At 60.9% G+C, this 15745-nt stretch carries 18 protein-coding genes; 2 read left to right on the top strand and 16 right to left on the bottom strand.

Annotated elements, in window-relative coordinates; genetic code table 11:
- Window positions 1–126 precede the first annotated feature (126 nt).
- Window positions 127–441 carry a thiamine-binding protein gene (locus JTF07_RS07950; RefSeq protein WP_204233747.1) on the bottom strand — a complete coding sequence of 105 codons (315 nt, stop codon included), beginning with the start codon at window positions 439–441 and terminating at the stop codon, window positions 127–129.
- 23 nt (window positions 442–464) lie between these two features.
- Entirely contained in the window at window positions 465–1655 is a 1191-nt protein-coding gene (locus JTF07_RS07955) for an acetyl-CoA C-acetyltransferase (protein WP_204233748.1), read from the bottom strand.
- Between the two features lie 228 nt (window positions 1656–1883).
- Here JTF07_RS07955 and JTF07_RS07960 point away from each other — a divergent pair, with 228 nt between their 5' ends.
- Window positions 1884–3452: a cell division protein gene (locus tag JTF07_RS07960; protein WP_204233749.1), complete on the top strand. Its 1569-nt coding sequence runs from the start codon at window positions 1884–1886 to the stop codon at window positions 3450–3452.
- A gap of 116 nt (window positions 3453–3568) precedes the next feature.
- Here the strand turns inward: JTF07_RS07960 and JTF07_RS07965 are convergent, their stop codons facing one another.
- On the bottom strand, window positions 3569–3865 hold the full coding sequence (locus JTF07_RS07965; RefSeq protein WP_252199700.1) for an Rv1322 family protein: 297 nt from the start codon (window positions 3863–3865) through the stop codon (window positions 3569–3571).
- Between the two features lie 30 nt (window positions 3866–3895).
- On the opposite strand from JTF07_RS07965, the gene nucS reads away from it, so the two are divergent.
- Window positions 3896–4591, top strand: a complete 696-nt coding sequence (gene nucS / locus JTF07_RS07970; RefSeq protein ID WP_204233750.1) for an endonuclease NucS — start codon at window positions 3896–3898, stop codon at window positions 4589–4591.
- Window positions 4592–4594: 3 nt separating this feature from the next.
- On the opposite strand, the gene murA is transcribed toward nucS, so the two are convergent.
- The 13 genes from murA to JTF07_RS08035 form a co-directional block, all read right to left on the bottom strand.
- Window positions 4595–5908 (bottom strand): UDP-N-acetylglucosamine 1-carboxyvinyltransferase, encoded by a 1314-nt coding sequence (murA, locus tag JTF07_RS07975; protein ID WP_204233751.1) that lies wholly within the window; start codon window positions 5906–5908, stop codon window positions 4595–4597.
- Window positions 5908–6375 carry a DUF2550 domain-containing protein gene (locus tag JTF07_RS07980; protein ID WP_009884056.1) on the bottom strand — a complete coding sequence of 156 codons (468 nt, stop codon included), beginning with the start codon at window positions 6373–6375 and terminating at the stop codon, window positions 5908–5910. Before JTF07_RS07980 ends, murA begins: the two co-directional genes overlap by 1 nt.
- Window positions 6376–6397: 22 nt before the next feature.
- Complete coding sequence (locus tag JTF07_RS07985) at window positions 6398–6658, bottom strand: F0F1 ATP synthase subunit epsilon (RefSeq protein WP_204233752.1); 261 nt, start codon at window positions 6656–6658, stop codon at window positions 6398–6400.
- Window positions 6659–6661: 3 nt separating this feature from the next.
- Window positions 6662–8110, bottom strand: coding sequence for a F0F1 ATP synthase subunit beta (gene atpD / locus JTF07_RS07990; protein WP_204233753.1), 1449 nt, complete (start codon window positions 8108–8110; stop codon window positions 6662–6664).
- A gap of 27 nt (window positions 8111–8137) precedes the next feature.
- A complete protein-coding gene (locus JTF07_RS07995; protein WP_204233754.1) occupies window positions 8138–9070 on the bottom strand; it encodes a F0F1 ATP synthase subunit gamma in 933 nt (310 codons plus the stop codon).
- Between the two features lie 31 nt (window positions 9071–9101).
- Entirely contained in the window at window positions 9102–10736 is a 1635-nt protein-coding gene (atpA, locus tag JTF07_RS08000; protein ID WP_204233755.1) for a F0F1 ATP synthase subunit alpha, read from the bottom strand.
- Between the two features lie 84 nt (window positions 10737–10820).
- Window positions 10821–11627, bottom strand: a complete 807-nt coding sequence (locus tag JTF07_RS08005) for a F0F1 ATP synthase subunit delta (protein WP_204233756.1) — start codon at window positions 11625–11627, stop codon at window positions 10821–10823.
- Entirely contained in the window at window positions 11627–12178 is a 552-nt protein-coding gene (locus tag JTF07_RS08010) for a F0F1 ATP synthase subunit B (protein ID WP_143923304.1), read from the bottom strand. Before JTF07_RS08010 ends, JTF07_RS08005 begins: the two co-directional genes overlap by 1 nt.
- Window positions 12179–12197: 19 nt before the next feature.
- Entirely contained in the window at window positions 12198–12422 is a 225-nt protein-coding gene (gene atpE, locus JTF07_RS08015; RefSeq protein ID WP_009884049.1) for a F0F1 ATP synthase subunit C, read from the bottom strand.
- 82 nt (window positions 12423–12504) lie between these two features.
- Window positions 12505–13317, bottom strand: a complete 813-nt coding sequence (gene atpB / locus JTF07_RS08020; protein WP_353843913.1) for a F0F1 ATP synthase subunit A — start codon at window positions 13315–13317, stop codon at window positions 12505–12507.
- 206 nt (window positions 13318–13523) lie between these two features.
- Window positions 13524–13970: a Cg1360 family ATP-synthase-associated protein gene (locus JTF07_RS08025; RefSeq protein ID WP_204233757.1), complete on the bottom strand. Its 447-nt coding sequence runs from the start codon at window positions 13968–13970 to the stop codon at window positions 13524–13526.
- The gene (locus tag JTF07_RS08030; protein WP_204233758.1) at window positions 13967–15076 is read right to left on the bottom strand and encodes an MraY family glycosyltransferase; all 1110 of its coding nucleotides are present in this window, start codon (window positions 15074–15076) and stop codon (window positions 13967–13969) included. The genes JTF07_RS08025 and JTF07_RS08030 overlap by 4 nt, the downstream gene beginning before the upstream one ends.
- Window positions 15077–15727, bottom strand: coding sequence for an L-threonylcarbamoyladenylate synthase (locus JTF07_RS08035; RefSeq protein ID WP_204233759.1), 651 nt, complete (start codon window positions 15725–15727; stop codon window positions 15077–15079).
- Window positions 15728–15745: the final 18 nt, after the last annotated feature.

Consider the following 15745-nt stretch of genomic DNA (forward strand, 5'->3'; position numbering starts at 1 on the left):
TTCATCTCCTTCTTCCTTAAGGAAAGAGTAGACCCGAATGAGACCGGCGTCACTAGGAAATGACCGAAAGTTTCACTGGTGCCCAACTTACCTGCCGGTACCAATCGACGGCGATGAGCAGACTGATCAGCCGCCGTCGCGCGCGTCGATGGCGCTTTCCAGACGCTCGAGCTTGCCATCGATCTCACCGGTGTAGCCAGGACGAATATCGGCCTTCAGCACCAGCGCCACTCGAGGGCCGAACTCACCGACGACGTCAGTGGCCTCTTTGACGACAGCGAACACCTCATCCCATTCACCTTCGATCGTGGTGAACATCGAATCAGTTCGGTGTGACAACCCGGACCGTCGAACGACTTCGACCGCCGCGGCGACCGCATCGTGGACCGATGCGTCTGTATTGTCACCGCCGCTGGGGGCGACGGAGAATGCGACGAGCATGATGCTCTCCTTTCGTATCTTTGTCAGTTCTGTGCGGGCACGGACACGATGAGCGAGTCACCTTGGCCGCCACCACCGCAGAGGGCGGCGACACCTGTGCCACCACCTCGGCGCTGGAGCTCGAGCGCAAGAGTCAATACGATGCGCGCTCCTGAGGCGCCGATCGGGTGGCCGAGTGCAACAGCACCACCATTGACGTTGACCTTCTCAGGATCAATCCCCAGGTCCTTCGAACTGGCAAGCCCGACTGCAGCGAAGGCTTCGTTGATCTCATAGAGGTCGAACGAATCAGCCGCGACCCCTTCCTTCGCAGCAGCGGCCTGAATCGCCTGCGAAGGCTGATGCTGCAGTGACGAGTCGGGACCTGCTGTCCACCCGTGCGAGCGGATCTCGGCGAGAATGGGGGCACCGAGCGCTTCAGCTTTCGCACGAGACATGACGACGACTGCGCATGCGCCATCGGAGATCTGCGAGGCGTTTCCGGCAGTGATCGTGCCGTCTTTGCGGAAGGCCGGTCGCAGCTTGGCCATCGTTTCCGGGGTCGTCTCGGCGCGCACGCCCTCATCGGTGGAGACGGTCACGTCACCCTTGCGACCGGAGATGGTGACTGCCTCGACTTCATCGGCGAAAGCGCCCGATTCCCAGGCCTGCGCTGCACGCTGATGTGAGCGGGCAGCGAAAGCGTCCTGGTCCTCACGCGAGAATTCGAAGTCACCGGCGTTGGCATCCTCGGTCAGACCACCCATAGCCTGGTCTGTGAAGGCATCCCACAGACCGTCGTAGTCCATATGGTCCTTCACCACGACATCACCGTATTTGTAGCCCGAACGTGACTTCTCCAGCAGGTGGGGAGCCAGGCTCATCGATTCCTGTCCTCCGGCGACGACGACCTCGTACTCCCCTGCCCGCACCAGCTGAGCTGCCTGTGTGATCGCGTTGATACCGGACAGACACAGCTTGTTCACGGTGACACCGGGAACATGCATCGGAATGCCGGCTTCGACCGCGGCCTGCCGCGCAGGCCCCTGTCCGAGCCCGGCCTGCAGTACCTGCCCCATGATGACGTACTCGACGTCCTCGCCTGTGATTCCTGCGCGACCGAGTGCGCCCGAGATCGCCTTGGCGCCCAACTGCACAGCAGTCAGCGACGACAGACCTCCCTGCAGACGCCCGAACGGAGTACGCGCACCCGCAACGATCACTGCTTCAGCCATATTTCCTCCTGAGATATTCGCACCCCGCTCAAGGCGAGGGAAGTCGACGAAGTGTTGTCTGCTCCAAGGGTAGTCCAGCTGTCTGTGGCCTCGGTCACGGGGGTTGTGTCTCGTGGTGCCAGGAGATGTCCACACTTGGGAATTCGCACCCAACACTCATGGTGAGTCCGTTAGAGTAGTGGTTGGACGATTTGACCACATACCTTGACACGACAGGAGTCCACTTCAGTGACGCCCACCGAAGAATTCCGCACAGCGATGCGCGGCTACGAAAAAAGTGAAGTTGATTCTCGCCTGCAGCAGCTGCGAACCGAGGTCGAGTCCGTTCGTAAGGCCCTTTCCGATGCCCGAAGTCAGGTCATCAACGCTGATCGCGCGAAACTTCAGATCGCCGGAGAACTCTCCGAAGCGAAGGCTCAGCTGAAAAAGGCAGCCAATGACAGCGCCGAGGCTTCAGGCCCTCCCGGAAGCCGCATCGACCATCTGCTCAAGATCGCTGAATCCCAGGCACGCGAGACTCTCTCACAGGCAAACTCCGACGCAGAGACGATTCGCAACAAGGCACGAGCCGAAGCCGCTTCAGCTCGTGCCCGCATGCACACAGAGAGCAACGACACTCTGTCCAATGCCCGTTCCGAGGCCGATGCCATCATCAGTTCGGCCGAGCTGCGCGCCGACGAGACTGTAAAAGCTGCCGAGAAGCGTGCTGCAGAGCTCAAGGCGACGGCAGAACGCGAATACAACCAGGCCAAAGAGGCAAATGAGGCAGCCACGAAGGAAGCCCGCGAAAGCCTCGAACATGAGCTCGCTGGCCTCAGGGCCACGTCTGAGAAGGAAGCTGCCGACCTGCGGGCCGAAGCCAAGAGCCAGGCAGATGAGTCGATCAGCACTGCTCAGGCGCAAGCTGACGAACTCCTCGCCGCTGCGAAGGCTCGGGACGCGGCATCGACCAAGGCTTCTGACGAACTGGAGGTCGAGTTGGCTGGCAAGCGCCAGGCAGCCGAGGCCGATCGTAAGAAGCGCTACGACGCAGCTCAGATAGAGAATAAGAAACTCATCGACGAGGCTCAGGCGCGTGCGGCGAAGGCAGATGCAGAGGCCAAGGAAGCCGCCGAGAGAGCGGAGACAACCCGCTCGGATGCGGTGAAGAAGGCTGACGACATCATTGCCGACGGTAAGACTCGCGCCCAGACCCTCATCGGTGAAGCCCGGGCAACGGCCGAGGCCACCATTGAGGAGTCCGCAGCCGAAGCCAAGCGCAACGTGGCATCAGCTCAGTCCCAGGTTGACCTGCTGACCAAGCAGCGCAAGACGATCACAGCGCAGCTCGATCAGCTTCGTTCCCTGTTCGCTATGCCCGGTGTGATGGGCGGCGATTCCGTCGACCCCGCCAAGGCTGAGTCCGCGTCCCATGCCACCGAGCAGATCGCCGATGAGCAGGAACTCGCCGACCTTCTGGCAGAGGATCCGGAGGAGACAGACAAGGCTGATGACGTCGCTGCTGACGACGCGGATGCCGGCGCAAAGAGCGCTGACGTCCCAACCGGCACAACTGCGTCGCCGGACTCCACGGACACTGCGGAGACACCGGGTGAGACCGTGCCTACTGACGCGACCGAGCCTGAGGCTCAGCTGGAGGCCGAAAAGCCTGCCGCGACAGCTGATTCCGATGAAGCCGAGGACTCCGACCTGCCGAATGGAGCCACCGATGCTGACACGATAGCCATCGATGCTCAGGTTTCGGGGTCGCAGAGCACGACCAACAAAGCGTCGCGTTCCGGGAATTCGCTGCGCTGAGGTCTTCACCATCACACAGCCACACCAATGAGAAGGGGTCAGTTCACAAGGAACTGGCCCCTTTTTTTCGGGTCTCGATTCCCGGCCCGCTTGCGACCGGCCGGTGACCAGCACGCTCACCTGAACTTCTGAAAGCACCTCGTGTGCCAGTGGCGACGGGAATCCACTCCCACCTCCGTGCCGTGTCGCGCGGTCTGTCGCCAGGCAACGATATGTGCCGTCGACGACGCCACGTCCTGTCCGCACCCCGGGCAGATGTAGACCTTGCCCTGAGAATTGCCGGCAACGTTCTGCACCGACCATGTCCCGTCGGGCAGATCTCGACTCGTGCGCAGTCCACTCACGGAGTCGGAGAGCTCACGCGGGGACTGCTGCCATTTGTTTTTGCGACGCGAGGAGGTAGATCGTGGCATCTGACCATTCTCTCACGTAGGGTAAAGCGCGTGCGTCTCGTCATTGCTAAGTGCTCCGTTGATTATGCCGGTCGTCTGACCGCCCATCTGCCCATGGCCACCCGTCTCATCATGCTCAAAGCCGACGGCTCGATCCTCATCCATTCGGACGGCGGATCGTACAAGCCCTTGAACTGGATGACTCCCCCGTGCTCGATCAGAATCACTGATCCGAGCCAGGAACAGGAGGAGGCCGGCCTGGCCGAAATCTGGACGGTCTCCCAGGCCAAGACGGGTGACAAGCTCGTCATCTCCATCGCCGAGGTGATCGCCGATGACCAGCATGAGTTCGGAACCGATCCTGGTCTGGTCAAGGACGGTGTAGAAGCCCACCTGCAGGAACTGCTGGCCGAACATATAGAGACTCTCGGAGACGGCTTCAGCCTGGTCAGGCGCGAATACATGACGGCTATCGGGCCAGTCGATATTCTCGCCCGCGACCACGGCCACAACTCCGTTGCCGTGGAGATCAAACGACGTGGCGATATCGACGGTGTGGAGCAGCTGACCAGGTATCTGGAACTGATGAACCGTGACCCGCTGCTCACGCCGGTCCAGGGAGTCTTCGCCGCTCAGGAGATCAAGCCCCAAGCTCGGACCTTGGCCGAGGATCGCGGCATCCGCTGCGTCGTCTTAGACTACGATGCGCTGCGCGGCATGGACGACCCTGACTCGCGTCTGTTCTGAGTCCTATTCGAAGCTGAGGATATCGGCTTTTTCAACTCGTTCGATGTTGGCATCTAGACTGCGCAGGTTCGATACGAAGTTCTCATAGCCACGTTCGATGTGATCGATGCCGGAGACCTCTGTGATTCCTGCAGCCCGCAGGCCCGCCATCACCAGGCCGGCACCGGCGCGGATATCTGACGCTTCCACCTCGGCGCCCGACAGGCTGTTGACGCCGGAGATCAGAGCGTGATTGCCATCGACTCGAACCTTAGCGCCGAGTCGCGCGATCTCCTGGACGAACCTCCAACGAGCTTCGAAAAGGTTCTCCGACAGCAGTCCGACACCGTCTGAGACTGAATTCAGTGCGATCACGAACGGCTGCAGATCTGTGGGGAAGCCGGGAAACGGCATAGTCGCGACGCGGATCGCATGCGGCCGCTCGGCACCGATGACTCGGAACCCATTCCCACGCGTGCCATCGCCGAGCTCGATTTCGCCGAGGTCATCGACGGTCGCGCCCGAGTCGCGAAGTTTGATAGCGATATTGGGCATCAGCTCGAGCCCGACGCCTTTGACGGTCACATCACCGTTGGAGAGAGCAGCGCCGAAGGCGTAAGTTCCAGCGACGATCCGGTCGCCCACCGTACGGTGGTCAACCGGATGGAGTTCGCCGACACCTGTGATCGTGAGGTCGGCCGTGCCGATCCCACTGATCTGGGCGCCCATATCGACGAGCATTGTGCAGATGTCGACGATCTCCGGCTCCTTGGCCGCATTCGAGATCGTGGTCACGCCATGGGCCAACGTTGCTGCCATGACCAGGTTCTCCGTCGCACCGACCGAGGGGAATTCGAGAACGATGTCCGTTCCATGAAGACCGCTGGGTGCCTCCGCGACGAAATAGCCGTGATCAAGATGCACCGTTGCACCGAGAGCTTCGAGACCTGCCTGATGCATGTCCAGGCCCCGGGAGCCGATCGCGTCTCCGCCGGGAAGGGCAACATGTGCTGCACGCATCCGTGCGGTCAGCGGGCCGAGGACCGAGATCGAGGCGCGCATCGCCCGCACGAGCTCATAGTCCGCCTGGATGCCGACCTCGGCGGGAACATCGATGCTGACGATGCCCCGTTCGGCATCGTAATCGACGTCGCAGCCAAGCCGAATGAGGAGCTGAACCATAATCCGCACGTCAAGGATCGCCGGCACATTGGTGATCGTCGTTCGGCCAACAGCCAACAGACTGGCCGCCATGAGTTTGAGGACGCTGTTCTTGGCTCCCCTGATATCGACCTCGCCGCGCAGTCGACTCGGACCGGTCAAGCGAAAGACATCCATCAGGTGAACCTTCCCATCGTCGGGTTGAAGCCTGGGGGCGATGATTCCAGCCAGGAGGCCATCGTAGACAGCGATTCCGTATCCATGGCCAGAGATACGGAACGGGGTCGGCCGTCGGCCTTCCCGTAGGAGCAGTCCACCACCACCGCATCGGGCAGCACCGAGTACTGTTCACCGGACGTGGGTTTGCGACGGACGAGAATATCGAGGTCGGCACGCGGGAGACGAACCGCGGCGCGTCGAGTCAGCGCGAATACGGGATACCAGTCCAGTGATGCCACTGAGAACACTGCTACACCCAAACGCCAACGTGGGCGAGAAGAGGATTCCTCGCCCACGTTGATGGAACAGTCAAAAGCACCGGAGAGCTTCGAAATCGACCTGCGTCGAATCGTCACGACGACGATCAATGCCAGGGCGAGTCCTACTAACGAGAGCAGAACGATCAGAAGGACGGAAGGGTTCACGGTTGCCAGTTTAATTGACGGATCAGAGAAGTTCGGCCTGATCAGCGGCAATGATGACACGATTATTCTCGACCGAGAGGAATCCGCCATCGGCCTTGACCCGGATGGTCTCCTCAGAGGTCGTGAGAATACGTGCTTCACCATCGGCAACCACACCAAGAACGGGCTCGTGGCCCGGCAGGATTCCGATCTCGCCGTCCAGAGTACGGGCGATGACGCGCTTGGCCTCACCAGCCCATACCTTCTGGTCGGCTGCTACGACGTTCACATCGAGTGCAGCCATGGCTTACTTCTGCATCTCTTCGTAGTTGCGCATGACATCGTCAAGCCCACCTACGTTGTAGAACGCCTGTTCGGGGATGTGGTCAACCTCGCCGGCGCAGAGCTTCGAGAACCCTTCGATGGTGTCAGCAAGCGGAACTGTCGAGCCGGGCACCTGCGTGAACTTCTCAGCGGTGTAGGTGTTCTGCGACAGGAACTGCTCGATGCGACGAGCACGGTGGACGACGAGTTTGTCCTCTTCACCGAGCTCATCGACGCCGAGGATGGCGATGATGTCCTGCAGTTCCTTGTTCTTCTGCAGAATGGCCTTGACCTCGTTGGCGACACGGTAGTGCTCGTCGCCGACGATCAGCGGATCGAGGATACGCGATGTTGAGGTCAGGGGATCGATGGCCGGGTACAGACCGCGCGAGGCGATGTCACGGTTGAGCTCGGTCGTCGCGTCCAGGTGTGCGAACGTCGTGGCCGGGGCCGGGTCAGTGTAGTCATCGGCGGGAACGTAGATCGCCTGCATCGACGTGATCGAGTGACCACGCGTCGAGGTGATGCGCTCCTGGAGAACACCCATCTCATCCGCCAGGTTGGGCTGGTAGCCCACGGCCGAAGGCATGCGACCCAGAAGGGTAGAAACCTCGGAGCCGGCCTGGGTGAAACGGAAGATGTTGTCGATGAACAGCAGCACGTCCTGGTTCTGGACATCGCGGAAGTACTCCGCCATGGTCAGTGCCGACAGTGCGACGCGCAGACGGGTGCCTGGTGGCTCGTCCATCTGGCCGAAGACCAAGGCCGTGTCCTTGAACACGCCGGCCTCGTCCATCTCCATGATGAGGTCGTTGCCCTCACGGGTGCGCTCACCCACACCGGCGAACACCGAGGTGCCGTTGTGGTTGTGAGCGATGCGGAAGATCATCTCCTGGATGAGGACGGTCTTACCGACGCCCGCACCACCGAAGAGGCCGATCTTTCCACCCTGGACATACGGGGTGAGGAGGTCGATGCTCTTGATGCCGACTTCGAGCATCTCGGTCTTCGACTCGAGTTCGTCGAAGGCAGGCGCTGTCCTGTGGATGGGCCAGCGTTCGCTGATCTCGAGTTTCTCGCCCTCTTCGAGATTGAGGCAGTCACCGGTGGTGTTCCACACGTGGTTCTTGGTCACGTCGCCGACCGGCACGGTGATGGGAGCGCCGGAGTCGACGACCTCCTGGCCGCGAACCAAGCCGTCGGTGGGCTGCAGGGAGACGGCACGCACCAGGCCGTTGCCCAGGTGCAGTGCAGTCTCGAAGGTCAGCTTGCGCGTGCCTTCGGAGAGTTCCACCGAGGTGGAAAGGGAGTTGTAGATCGCTGGCACGGAGTCGAGCGGAAACTCGATGTCGACAACCGGGCCAATGACTCGGGAAATCCGGCCGAGGGCTGTGCCCTGCGCCGGGGAGGTATCCGTAGCTGTGGCAGTCATGGTCTCTTTCTTCTCTGCTCTCGCCGGTCAGTCGCCGGCTGATGATGCCGCGAGGGCATCGGCCCCACCGACGATCTCGGTGAGTTCCTGGGTGATTTCCGCCTGGCGAGCCGTATTGGCCAACCGGGTGTAGGTCTTGATCAGATCGTCCGCGTTATCGGTCGCAGTCTTCATCGCAGCCTGTCGCGAAGCCTGCTCAGATGCAGAGGCGCTCAACAACGCCGACAGAATCCGCGAGTCGATGTAGCGAGGCAGCAACGAGTCCAAGACGGCCTCGGCACTGGGTTCGAACTCATACAGAGGGAACGCAGCTGCGTCCTTCGCCGGTTCGGACGTACCGCCGGTGGCGACCTCGTCCGCGTCGACGACCTCAAGCGGAAGCAGTCGCCGGTATTCCGGATCGTGCTTGACACTGGAGACGAACTTCGTGAACACGATGTAGATCTCATCCACACCGGTCTGCGCGGAATCGGAATTGAAGCTCTGCAACAGGGCCTCACCGATCTCCCGAGCGTTCTCAGGAGTCGGCATCTCAGAGATCCCGGTCCAGGACTGTTCGATCGCACGGTCGCGGAAGGTGTAGTAGTTCTTGGCCTTCCCTCCGACAGTGAAGAGCGATACATCCTTGCCTTCGCTGCGCAGTAGGCGATTGAGCTCTTCAGCCTCGCGCAGCAGGTTCGCCGAGTAAGCGCCAGCGAATCCACGGTCCGGACCGATCACCAGCACTGCTGCACGAGTGACCGACTCAGGTTCCGTCGTCAACACGTGGTCGACGTTGGACTCACTCGCCACCGCTGAGACCGCACGGGTCAGGGCGTTGGCGTATGGGCTGGCAGACTGCGATCGAGCAATGGCCTTCTGAATCCGTGAAGCAGCGATGAGCTCCATGGCCTTGAAGATCTTCCTCAAGGACGAGGTGGAGCGGATCTTCTGCTTGAAGACCCTCTGCTGGGCTCCCATCAGTTCTTCCTTTCGCTGTTACGGATCAGATTCAACGCTTCTGCCGAACGATCTGCTCCTGCTCGACCTCATCGGACGAGGCGGTGGCAGTGTCTTCGCTGCCTGCCTTTGATCCGCTGGAGTCGGAGCTGACGAAGTTCCGGGTGAACTCCGTCAAGACGTTGTCCAGCTCTGCCGACGTGTCATCATCGAGCTTGAGCGTCTCACGAATTGTCGTGAAGATGCCGGTCTTGCGCTCGACGTGATCATGGAGCTCTGTTTCGAACTTGAGCACGTCCGAAACAGGAATCTCGTCAAGATAGCCGTGTGTACCTGCGAAGATCGACACGGTCTGCTTCTCGAAGGGCATCGGCGAGAACTGAGACTGCTTGAGCAGCTCGGTCAGTCGTGCACCGCGAGCCAGGTCGCGCTTGGTCGTCTCGTCGAGGTCCGAGGCGAACATCGCGAACGCCTCGAGCGAGCGATACTGTGCCAAGGAGATCTTCAATGTGCCTGAGACACTCTTGAGAGCCTTGGTCTGAGCGGCGCCACCGACGCGGGACACGGAGATGCCCACGTCGACTGCAGGACGCTGGCCTGCGTTGAACAGGTCCGACTGCAGGAAGATCTGACCATCGGTGATCGAAATCACGTTGGTCGGAATGAACGCTCCGACGTCGTTGGCCTTGGTCTCAATGATCGGCAGACCGGTCATCGAGCCGCCGCCGAGCTCATCGGAGAGCTTCGCACAACGCTCGAGCAGACGAGAGTGCAGGTAGAACACGTCTCCGGGGAAAGCCTCGCGGCCTGGCGGACGGCGCAGCAGAAGTGACACTGCACGATAGGCCTCGGCCTGCTTCGAGAGGTCATCGAACACGATGAGGACGTGCTTGCCTTCGTACATCCAGTGCTGACCGATGGCCGAACCGGAGTAAGGGGCGAGGTATTTGAAGCCTGCAGGGTCGGAAGCAGGAGAGGACACGATCGTGGTGTATTCCAGGGCACCCGCTTCTTCGAGCGAACGGCGGACTCCTGCGATGGTCGAGCCCTTCTGGCCGACGGCGACGTAGATGCAGCGAACCTGCTTCTTCGGGTCACCGGTCTCCCAGTTGGCTTTCTGGTTGATGATCGTGTCGATCGCAAGGGCGGTCTTACCCGTCTTACGGTCACCGATGACCAGCTGGCGCTGTCCACGGCCGACAGGGATCATAGCGTCAATGCTCTTGTAGCCGGTCTGCAGAGGTTCGCGAACCTCCTGGCGATCCATCACGCCTGCGGCCTGGAGCTCGAGCTCTCGACGTCCGACAGTCTCGACTTCACCGAGTCCGTCGACTGGCTGACCCAGAGGATCGACCACGCGACCGAGGTATCCGTCGCCGACGGGAATCGAGAGAACCTCACCGGTGCGGTAGACGTTCTGTTCAGCCGCGACCCCGGAGAACTCTCCGAGGACGACGACGCCGATTTCGCGCTCGTCCAGGTTCTGTGCCAAGCCCAAGGTGCCGTCTTCGAACCGGAGGAGTTCGTTGGCCATGGTGCCGGGCAGGCCCGAGACGTGGGCAATTCCGTCACCTGCGGTGACGACCTTGCCGACCTCGGACTTTACCGAGCTTTCGGGGTTGTACGAGTCAACGAACTTCCCGAGAGCGTCCCGGATCTCTTCCGGGCGAATTGTCAGTTCCGCCATCTGGTTTCCCTGCTTCCTTTACTCAAAACTTGTGTCCGACGACCGGTGGGCCGCCTGTGCTGCCGGACTGGCCGGCCCCTCGATTTAACTTGCGAGCTTGCGCTGAACTTCGGCCAGGCGATCAGCCACTGTGGAACTCATCATCTCATCGCCGACCTGAACCCGGACTCCCCCGACGACTTCGGGGTCGACCTGAACGTTGAGCACGAGGTCGCGTCCGTAGCTGGCGGACAAAGCGGCCGCGAGTTTCTGGGTCTGAGCTTCGCTCAACGGTTTGGCGACGGTGACATCGGCGACTGAACGCTGCTGTCGTGCCGCAAGGATGTCGCTGTACTGATCCAGAGCCTTCGCCACGCGGAGCCCGCGTGGGTACAGAACCGCCTGCTCGATCAGTGTGATGGTGTCGGCCTGTGCCTTACCTGCCAGCAAGTCTGCGATGAGCGCGCGCTTGGTTGAAGCGGATGCATCGGACTCCAGAGCCCGCGCCAGTTCGTGTTCGCTTTCGCACAGACGGGCGAAGCGGAAGACTTCCTCTTCCACCTGGCCGAGTTGACCGGAAGCCTGAGCAGCAGCTGCGACAGCTGTCACTCCGGCAACCTCAAGGCTGGTCACCAAGTCCTGAGTCCTCGCCCAGCGCTGGCTCACGGCCAGTTCGCTCAGACGCAGGGCCGTATCAGTGGTCCGTGTCGAGAACAGAGTCCGCAGCAGGTGCTGCTTCTTCTCAGCCGACTCGGACGAGTCTGCCAAGGCCTTGCGCAGCGTCACGTTCTCAGCGAGAACGGCAACGATGGCCAGTTCACCAGCACCGATTTCACGCGCGTCACCGCGGGAGATCTCAGCGTTGGCGGTTTCAAGTACGGCCTGCAGGGACAATCTGCTCGACTGGAGCATCACGCCCCCTTGACCGGCTGTGCCGAAGACTGCGACTCGAGATCCGAGATGAAGCGATCGACCACGTTGGCAGAACGCTGGTCATCAGTGAGAGATTCACCGACGATGCGCGATGCCAGATCGGTGGCCAGAGTGCCGACTTCCGAACGCAGCTGCACCATGGCGGACTGACGCTCGGCTTCGATCTGCGTCTGGGCCTGAGCGACGATGCGCTCGGACTCGGCATGAGCCTGGGTCTTCATATTGGCGATGATCTGGGCGCCTTCTTCCTGAGCCTCGGCGCGCAGTCGTGCAGCTTCTGCACGGCCGTCGGCGAGCTGCTTCTGATACTCGGCCAGAGCCTCATCGGCTTCGGCCTGCACCTTCTCGGCCTTCTCAATTCCACCCTGAATGCGCTCTGCACGCTCATCAAGAGTCTTGTTGAAGGCCGGGAGGACGTACTTCCAGACAACCAGGAAGACGATCAGCAGACAGATGGCACTCCAGATGATGTCGTACCACGCCGGGAGAAGTGGATTCTCAGACGCAGCAAGAATGTGTACCGGAGTCATCGTTTAGTCCTCTTCGTGATCAGGGCAGGAAGAACGGGGTGGCGATGCCGATCAGGGCCAGGGCCTCAATCAGCGCAATTCCGAGGAACATGTTTCCGCGCAGTGCGCCGGCCATTTCTGGCTGACGAGCGGTTCCCTCGATGGTCTTACCGATGACAATACCGACACCGACGCCTGGGCCGATTGCGGCGAGGCCGTAACCGACGGTGTTGAGGCTGCCGGTGACTTCAGCGAGCATATCCATTGAATGCTTTCCTTTCATATGTCGACCGGGTGGTTGGCCCGGCCCTTGTAACGTCTGAGGTTACAGAATGTGGGGCGCTGCCTCAGTGATCGTCTGAGATGGCGGCGTTGATATAGACGCAGGACAGAAGGGCGAAGATGTAGGCCTGCAGGACGACGATCAGCATCTCGAGGATGAAGACGAAGAATCCGCCGGCGAAGGTGATGATCGAGAAGAACTGGAACCCGTTGGCTGCATCGAACAGGAAGAAGCTCGTTGCGGAGAAGCACAGCACCAGGAGAAGGTGACCGACCATCATGTTGGCAAAGAGTCGGATAGCCAAGGTGAACGGCTGAGTCACGAACTTGGTCAGGAACTCAATGGGGATGAGCAGGATGTGCATCGGCCAAGGGACGCCGGGCAGGATCAGAGAGTCCTTGATGTAGCGGCCGAACCCCTTCTCGGAGATGCCGGCCCAATGGTACGTGACGTAGACCGTCAGCGTGAGGACGATCGGCAGACCGATGACGCCGGTGCCTGGCATGTTGAGGAACGGAATGAGCTTCGTGACGTTCCAGAACAGGATGCCGAAGAAGATCGCCACGATCAGTGGCATGAACTTCTTGGCTTTTTCCTTGCCCAGGGTGTCTTCGGCGATGCCGACGGTGACGAATTCCATGGCCAGCTCCATAGCTGACTGGAAACGACTGGGTACCAGCTTCATGCGCTTAGCCCACACAGCGAGCAGAACAACGACTGCGACAGTGGCGAGGACGCGAATGAGCATCACGCGGTTCATCTCAAAGGGAGTGCCTTCGAAGAGGAACGCGGCGGGAAAGAACTCCGCCATGGATGGGGCGTGAAAACCACTTTCAGCGGCTTGGATCATTGTGTTCGCAGCGTTGAGTGTTCCCACGTTTCCTTTACTCTCCCATGGTCAAAAGCCTAAATGGCCTGGCCTGATCCACACATTGATTGTGTAGGTATAGGTTCAGGAGCGACTTGGAGCAACAATTGGCTCCAGCACCGCAACAACTCTACCAATTGTAGAGAGCTGCCGACAAATTCATCACCTTTGACTGTACATCTTCTGGCAGACCCCGGCGCAATCGTCGATTTCACCTATTTCGCATCGGGATCCACGTAGGGCACGCGCCCCTTGACCACAGTCAGTGCTTCAACAAGGGAGGAACCGATCACTGCGACGACGATAGTGAGGAACGCCACATTTCCGTCCAGCCAGCTCGCGTCCTTGATCCGCCAGATGACGATCATGAAGATGAACGCCTTGAAGAGGAAGCCGATGCCTAAGAATCCGGCGATCGCTGTCAGCCCCATGTTGCGCCCCGCATACATGATGACCAGAGTGACGATGATGAACACGGCGGCCAGTCCCCCACCGACGGCCCCGCCGTTGAAGCCTTCGGTCCCGGAAACCAGGTAGCCGATGCCCATTCCGAGCACAGCGACAGCAGCGACGAGGATGACACCGCGGACCAACATGGACTTCCAGACTCTGGCCCATGCTGCTTCGACGTAGGTTTCCTGACGCGGTGACTCATCGGTCATGAGATTTCCTCTCTGGCTTTCTGACGGACCCGCAGGGGGTAGAAGGTGAAGAGCAGGGTGATGGCGAACAGTCCGCCGACGATGCAGACGACATAGATCCACGGCATCAGCAGAAGCATGACGGACCCGAAGGCGATGAGCGCGGTCCAGGTATAGAGGATGAGGACGGCCCGAGCATGAGAGTGGCCAAGCCTGAGCATCCTGTGATGGAGGTGCTTGGCATCGGCGGAGAACGGTGATTGGCCGGCCACGAGGCGACGGATGACTGCCAGCCCCAGGTCGAGCAGCGGCAGGAACATCACGGCGACCGGCAGAACGATGGGCAGGAAGGTCGCGAAGACTCGCTCTTCCCCAAGCAGCGCCGGGTCGACCTGGCCGGTGACGCGGATGGTCGATGCGGCCAGCAGGAGACCGATGAGCATCGACCCGGAATCGCCCATGAAGATCCGCGCTGGATTGAAGTTGTGCGGGAGGAAGCCGACACAGGCGCCGACGAGGATTGCGGTGATCAGCGAGGCCAGGTTCGCATAGGACTCAGGCGATGCGTCCCGGGCCAGACCGTAGGAGTAGATGAAGAATGCGCTGCCGCCGATCGCGACGACTCCCGCTGCCAGACCGTCGAGCCCATCGACGAAGTTCACAGCATTGATGGTGACCAGGACGACGAGGATGGTGATGATGATCGACATCCGCGGCGAACCGATGATCACTCCCCCGAAGGGGATCGACAGCAGTGCCACGCCGTTGATGGCCATGAATCCAGCTGCAAGCGCCTGCCCTGCAAGCTTGGTGATCCAATGGAGATCCCAGATGTCATCGATGATGCCCAGCACGCACAGCACGGTGGCCGCACCGGCAATGCCGACGATGGGCCCCATATCCGAGAAGATCCTCTGCAGGAACGGTGTCTGGGAGGCGAAGATGAGGCCCACGATCACCGCCCCGAACATCGCTACCCCACCCAACCTCGGCGTCGGGACGGAATGGACATCGCGTTCGCGCAGAGGCGAGAAGATCTGGCCGCGCTCAGCTACCCGCCTGACCATCGGGGTCAGCAGGTAGGCCACGAGGGCCGAGATGATGAGGATGAAGAGGTAGGCGCGCACTCAGCCGTCCAGGCCGATGACATCGGGGACGATCTCACGCAGTTCTTCGATGGTCACGGGACCCTCGCGCACGATGCGCGGCACTTCGCTGGTGAGGTCGATGATCGTCGAGGAGGCTCCCGAGGCCCTCACTCCGCCGTCGACGTAGATGTCGACATCGTCGCCCAACATCTCCATCGCCTCATCCACCGAGGTGGCGGCGGGTTCTCCGGAGGTGTTGGCGCTGGACACGGCCAGTGGCCCCGTCCGCCCCAGCAGCGCGAGGGCGTACTCGTCGTCGGGCATTCGCACCGCAACGGTGCCATGGGTGTCGCCGAGATCCCAGTCCAACGACGGCTGTGCATTCGCGATGATCGTCAGTGGTCCGGGCCAGAACCGGGCGGTCAGCGAAAGCATCCTCTCGTCGACACCGTCGACGAGGCCGAAGACGGTCTCCGCACGCGGGACGAGGACAGGCGGCGGCATGTCACGCCCGCGGCCTTTCGCTGCCAGCAGAGCGGAAACTGCCGAAGCGCTGAATGCGTCTGCGGCGATCCCATACACGGTGTCTGTGGGAATGACGAGCAGATTGCCCGTCTCACTGACCCTGGCGCATTCGTCCAGGACAAGATCACGGATGTCGCTTTGGGTCACGTCGAATCGTCTCGACACGAATCCTCCGTTTCGGAT

This window comes from Brevibacterium sp. RIT 803, assembly GCF_016892625.1.
GTDB lineage: Bacteria > Actinomycetota > Actinomycetes > Actinomycetales > Brevibacteriaceae > Brevibacterium.

Coding starts and splice junctions, on each gene's coding strand:
- JTF07_RS08025 (WP_204233757.1), bottom strand. CDS start 13,970: ATGACCGATGAGTCACCGCGTCAGGAAACCTACGTCGAAGCAGCATGG.
- atpA (WP_204233755.1), bottom strand. CDS start 10,736: ATGGCGGAACTGACAATTCGCCCGGAAGAGATCCGGGACGCTCTCGGG.
- atpE (WP_009884049.1), bottom strand. CDS start 12,422: ATGGATATGCTCGCTGAAGTCACCGGCAGCCTCAACACCGTCGGTTAC.
- JTF07_RS07995 (WP_204233754.1), bottom strand. CDS start 9,070: ATGGGAGCCCAGCAGAGGGTCTTCAAGCAGAAGATCCGCTCCACCTCG.
- murA (WP_204233751.1), bottom strand. CDS start 5,908: ATGGATGTCTTTCGCTTGACCGGTCCGAGTCGACTGCGCGGCGAGGTC.
- JTF07_RS08005 (WP_204233756.1), bottom strand. CDS start 11,627: ATGCTCCAGTCGAGCAGATTGTCCCTGCAGGCCGTACTTGAAACCGCC.
- JTF07_RS07950 (WP_204233747.1), bottom strand. CDS start 441: ATGCTCGTCGCATTCTCCGTCGCCCCCAGCGGCGGTGACAATACAGAC.
- JTF07_RS07955 (WP_204233748.1), bottom strand. CDS start 1,655: ATGGCTGAAGCAGTGATCGTTGCGGGTGCGCGTACTCCGTTCGGGCGT.
- JTF07_RS08010 (WP_143923304.1), bottom strand. CDS start 12,178: ATGACTCCGGTACACATTCTTGCTGCGTCTGAGAATCCACTTCTCCCG.
- JTF07_RS07985 (WP_204233752.1), bottom strand. CDS start 6,658: ATGGCTGCACTCGATGTGAACGTCGTAGCAGCCGACCAGAAGGTATGG.
- JTF07_RS07965 (WP_252199700.1), bottom strand. CDS start 3,865: ATGCCACGATCTACCTCCTCGCGTCGCAAAAACAAATGGCAGCAGTCC.
- atpD (WP_204233753.1), bottom strand. CDS start 8,110: ATGACTGCCACAGCTACGGATACCTCCCCGGCGCAGGGCACAGCCCTC.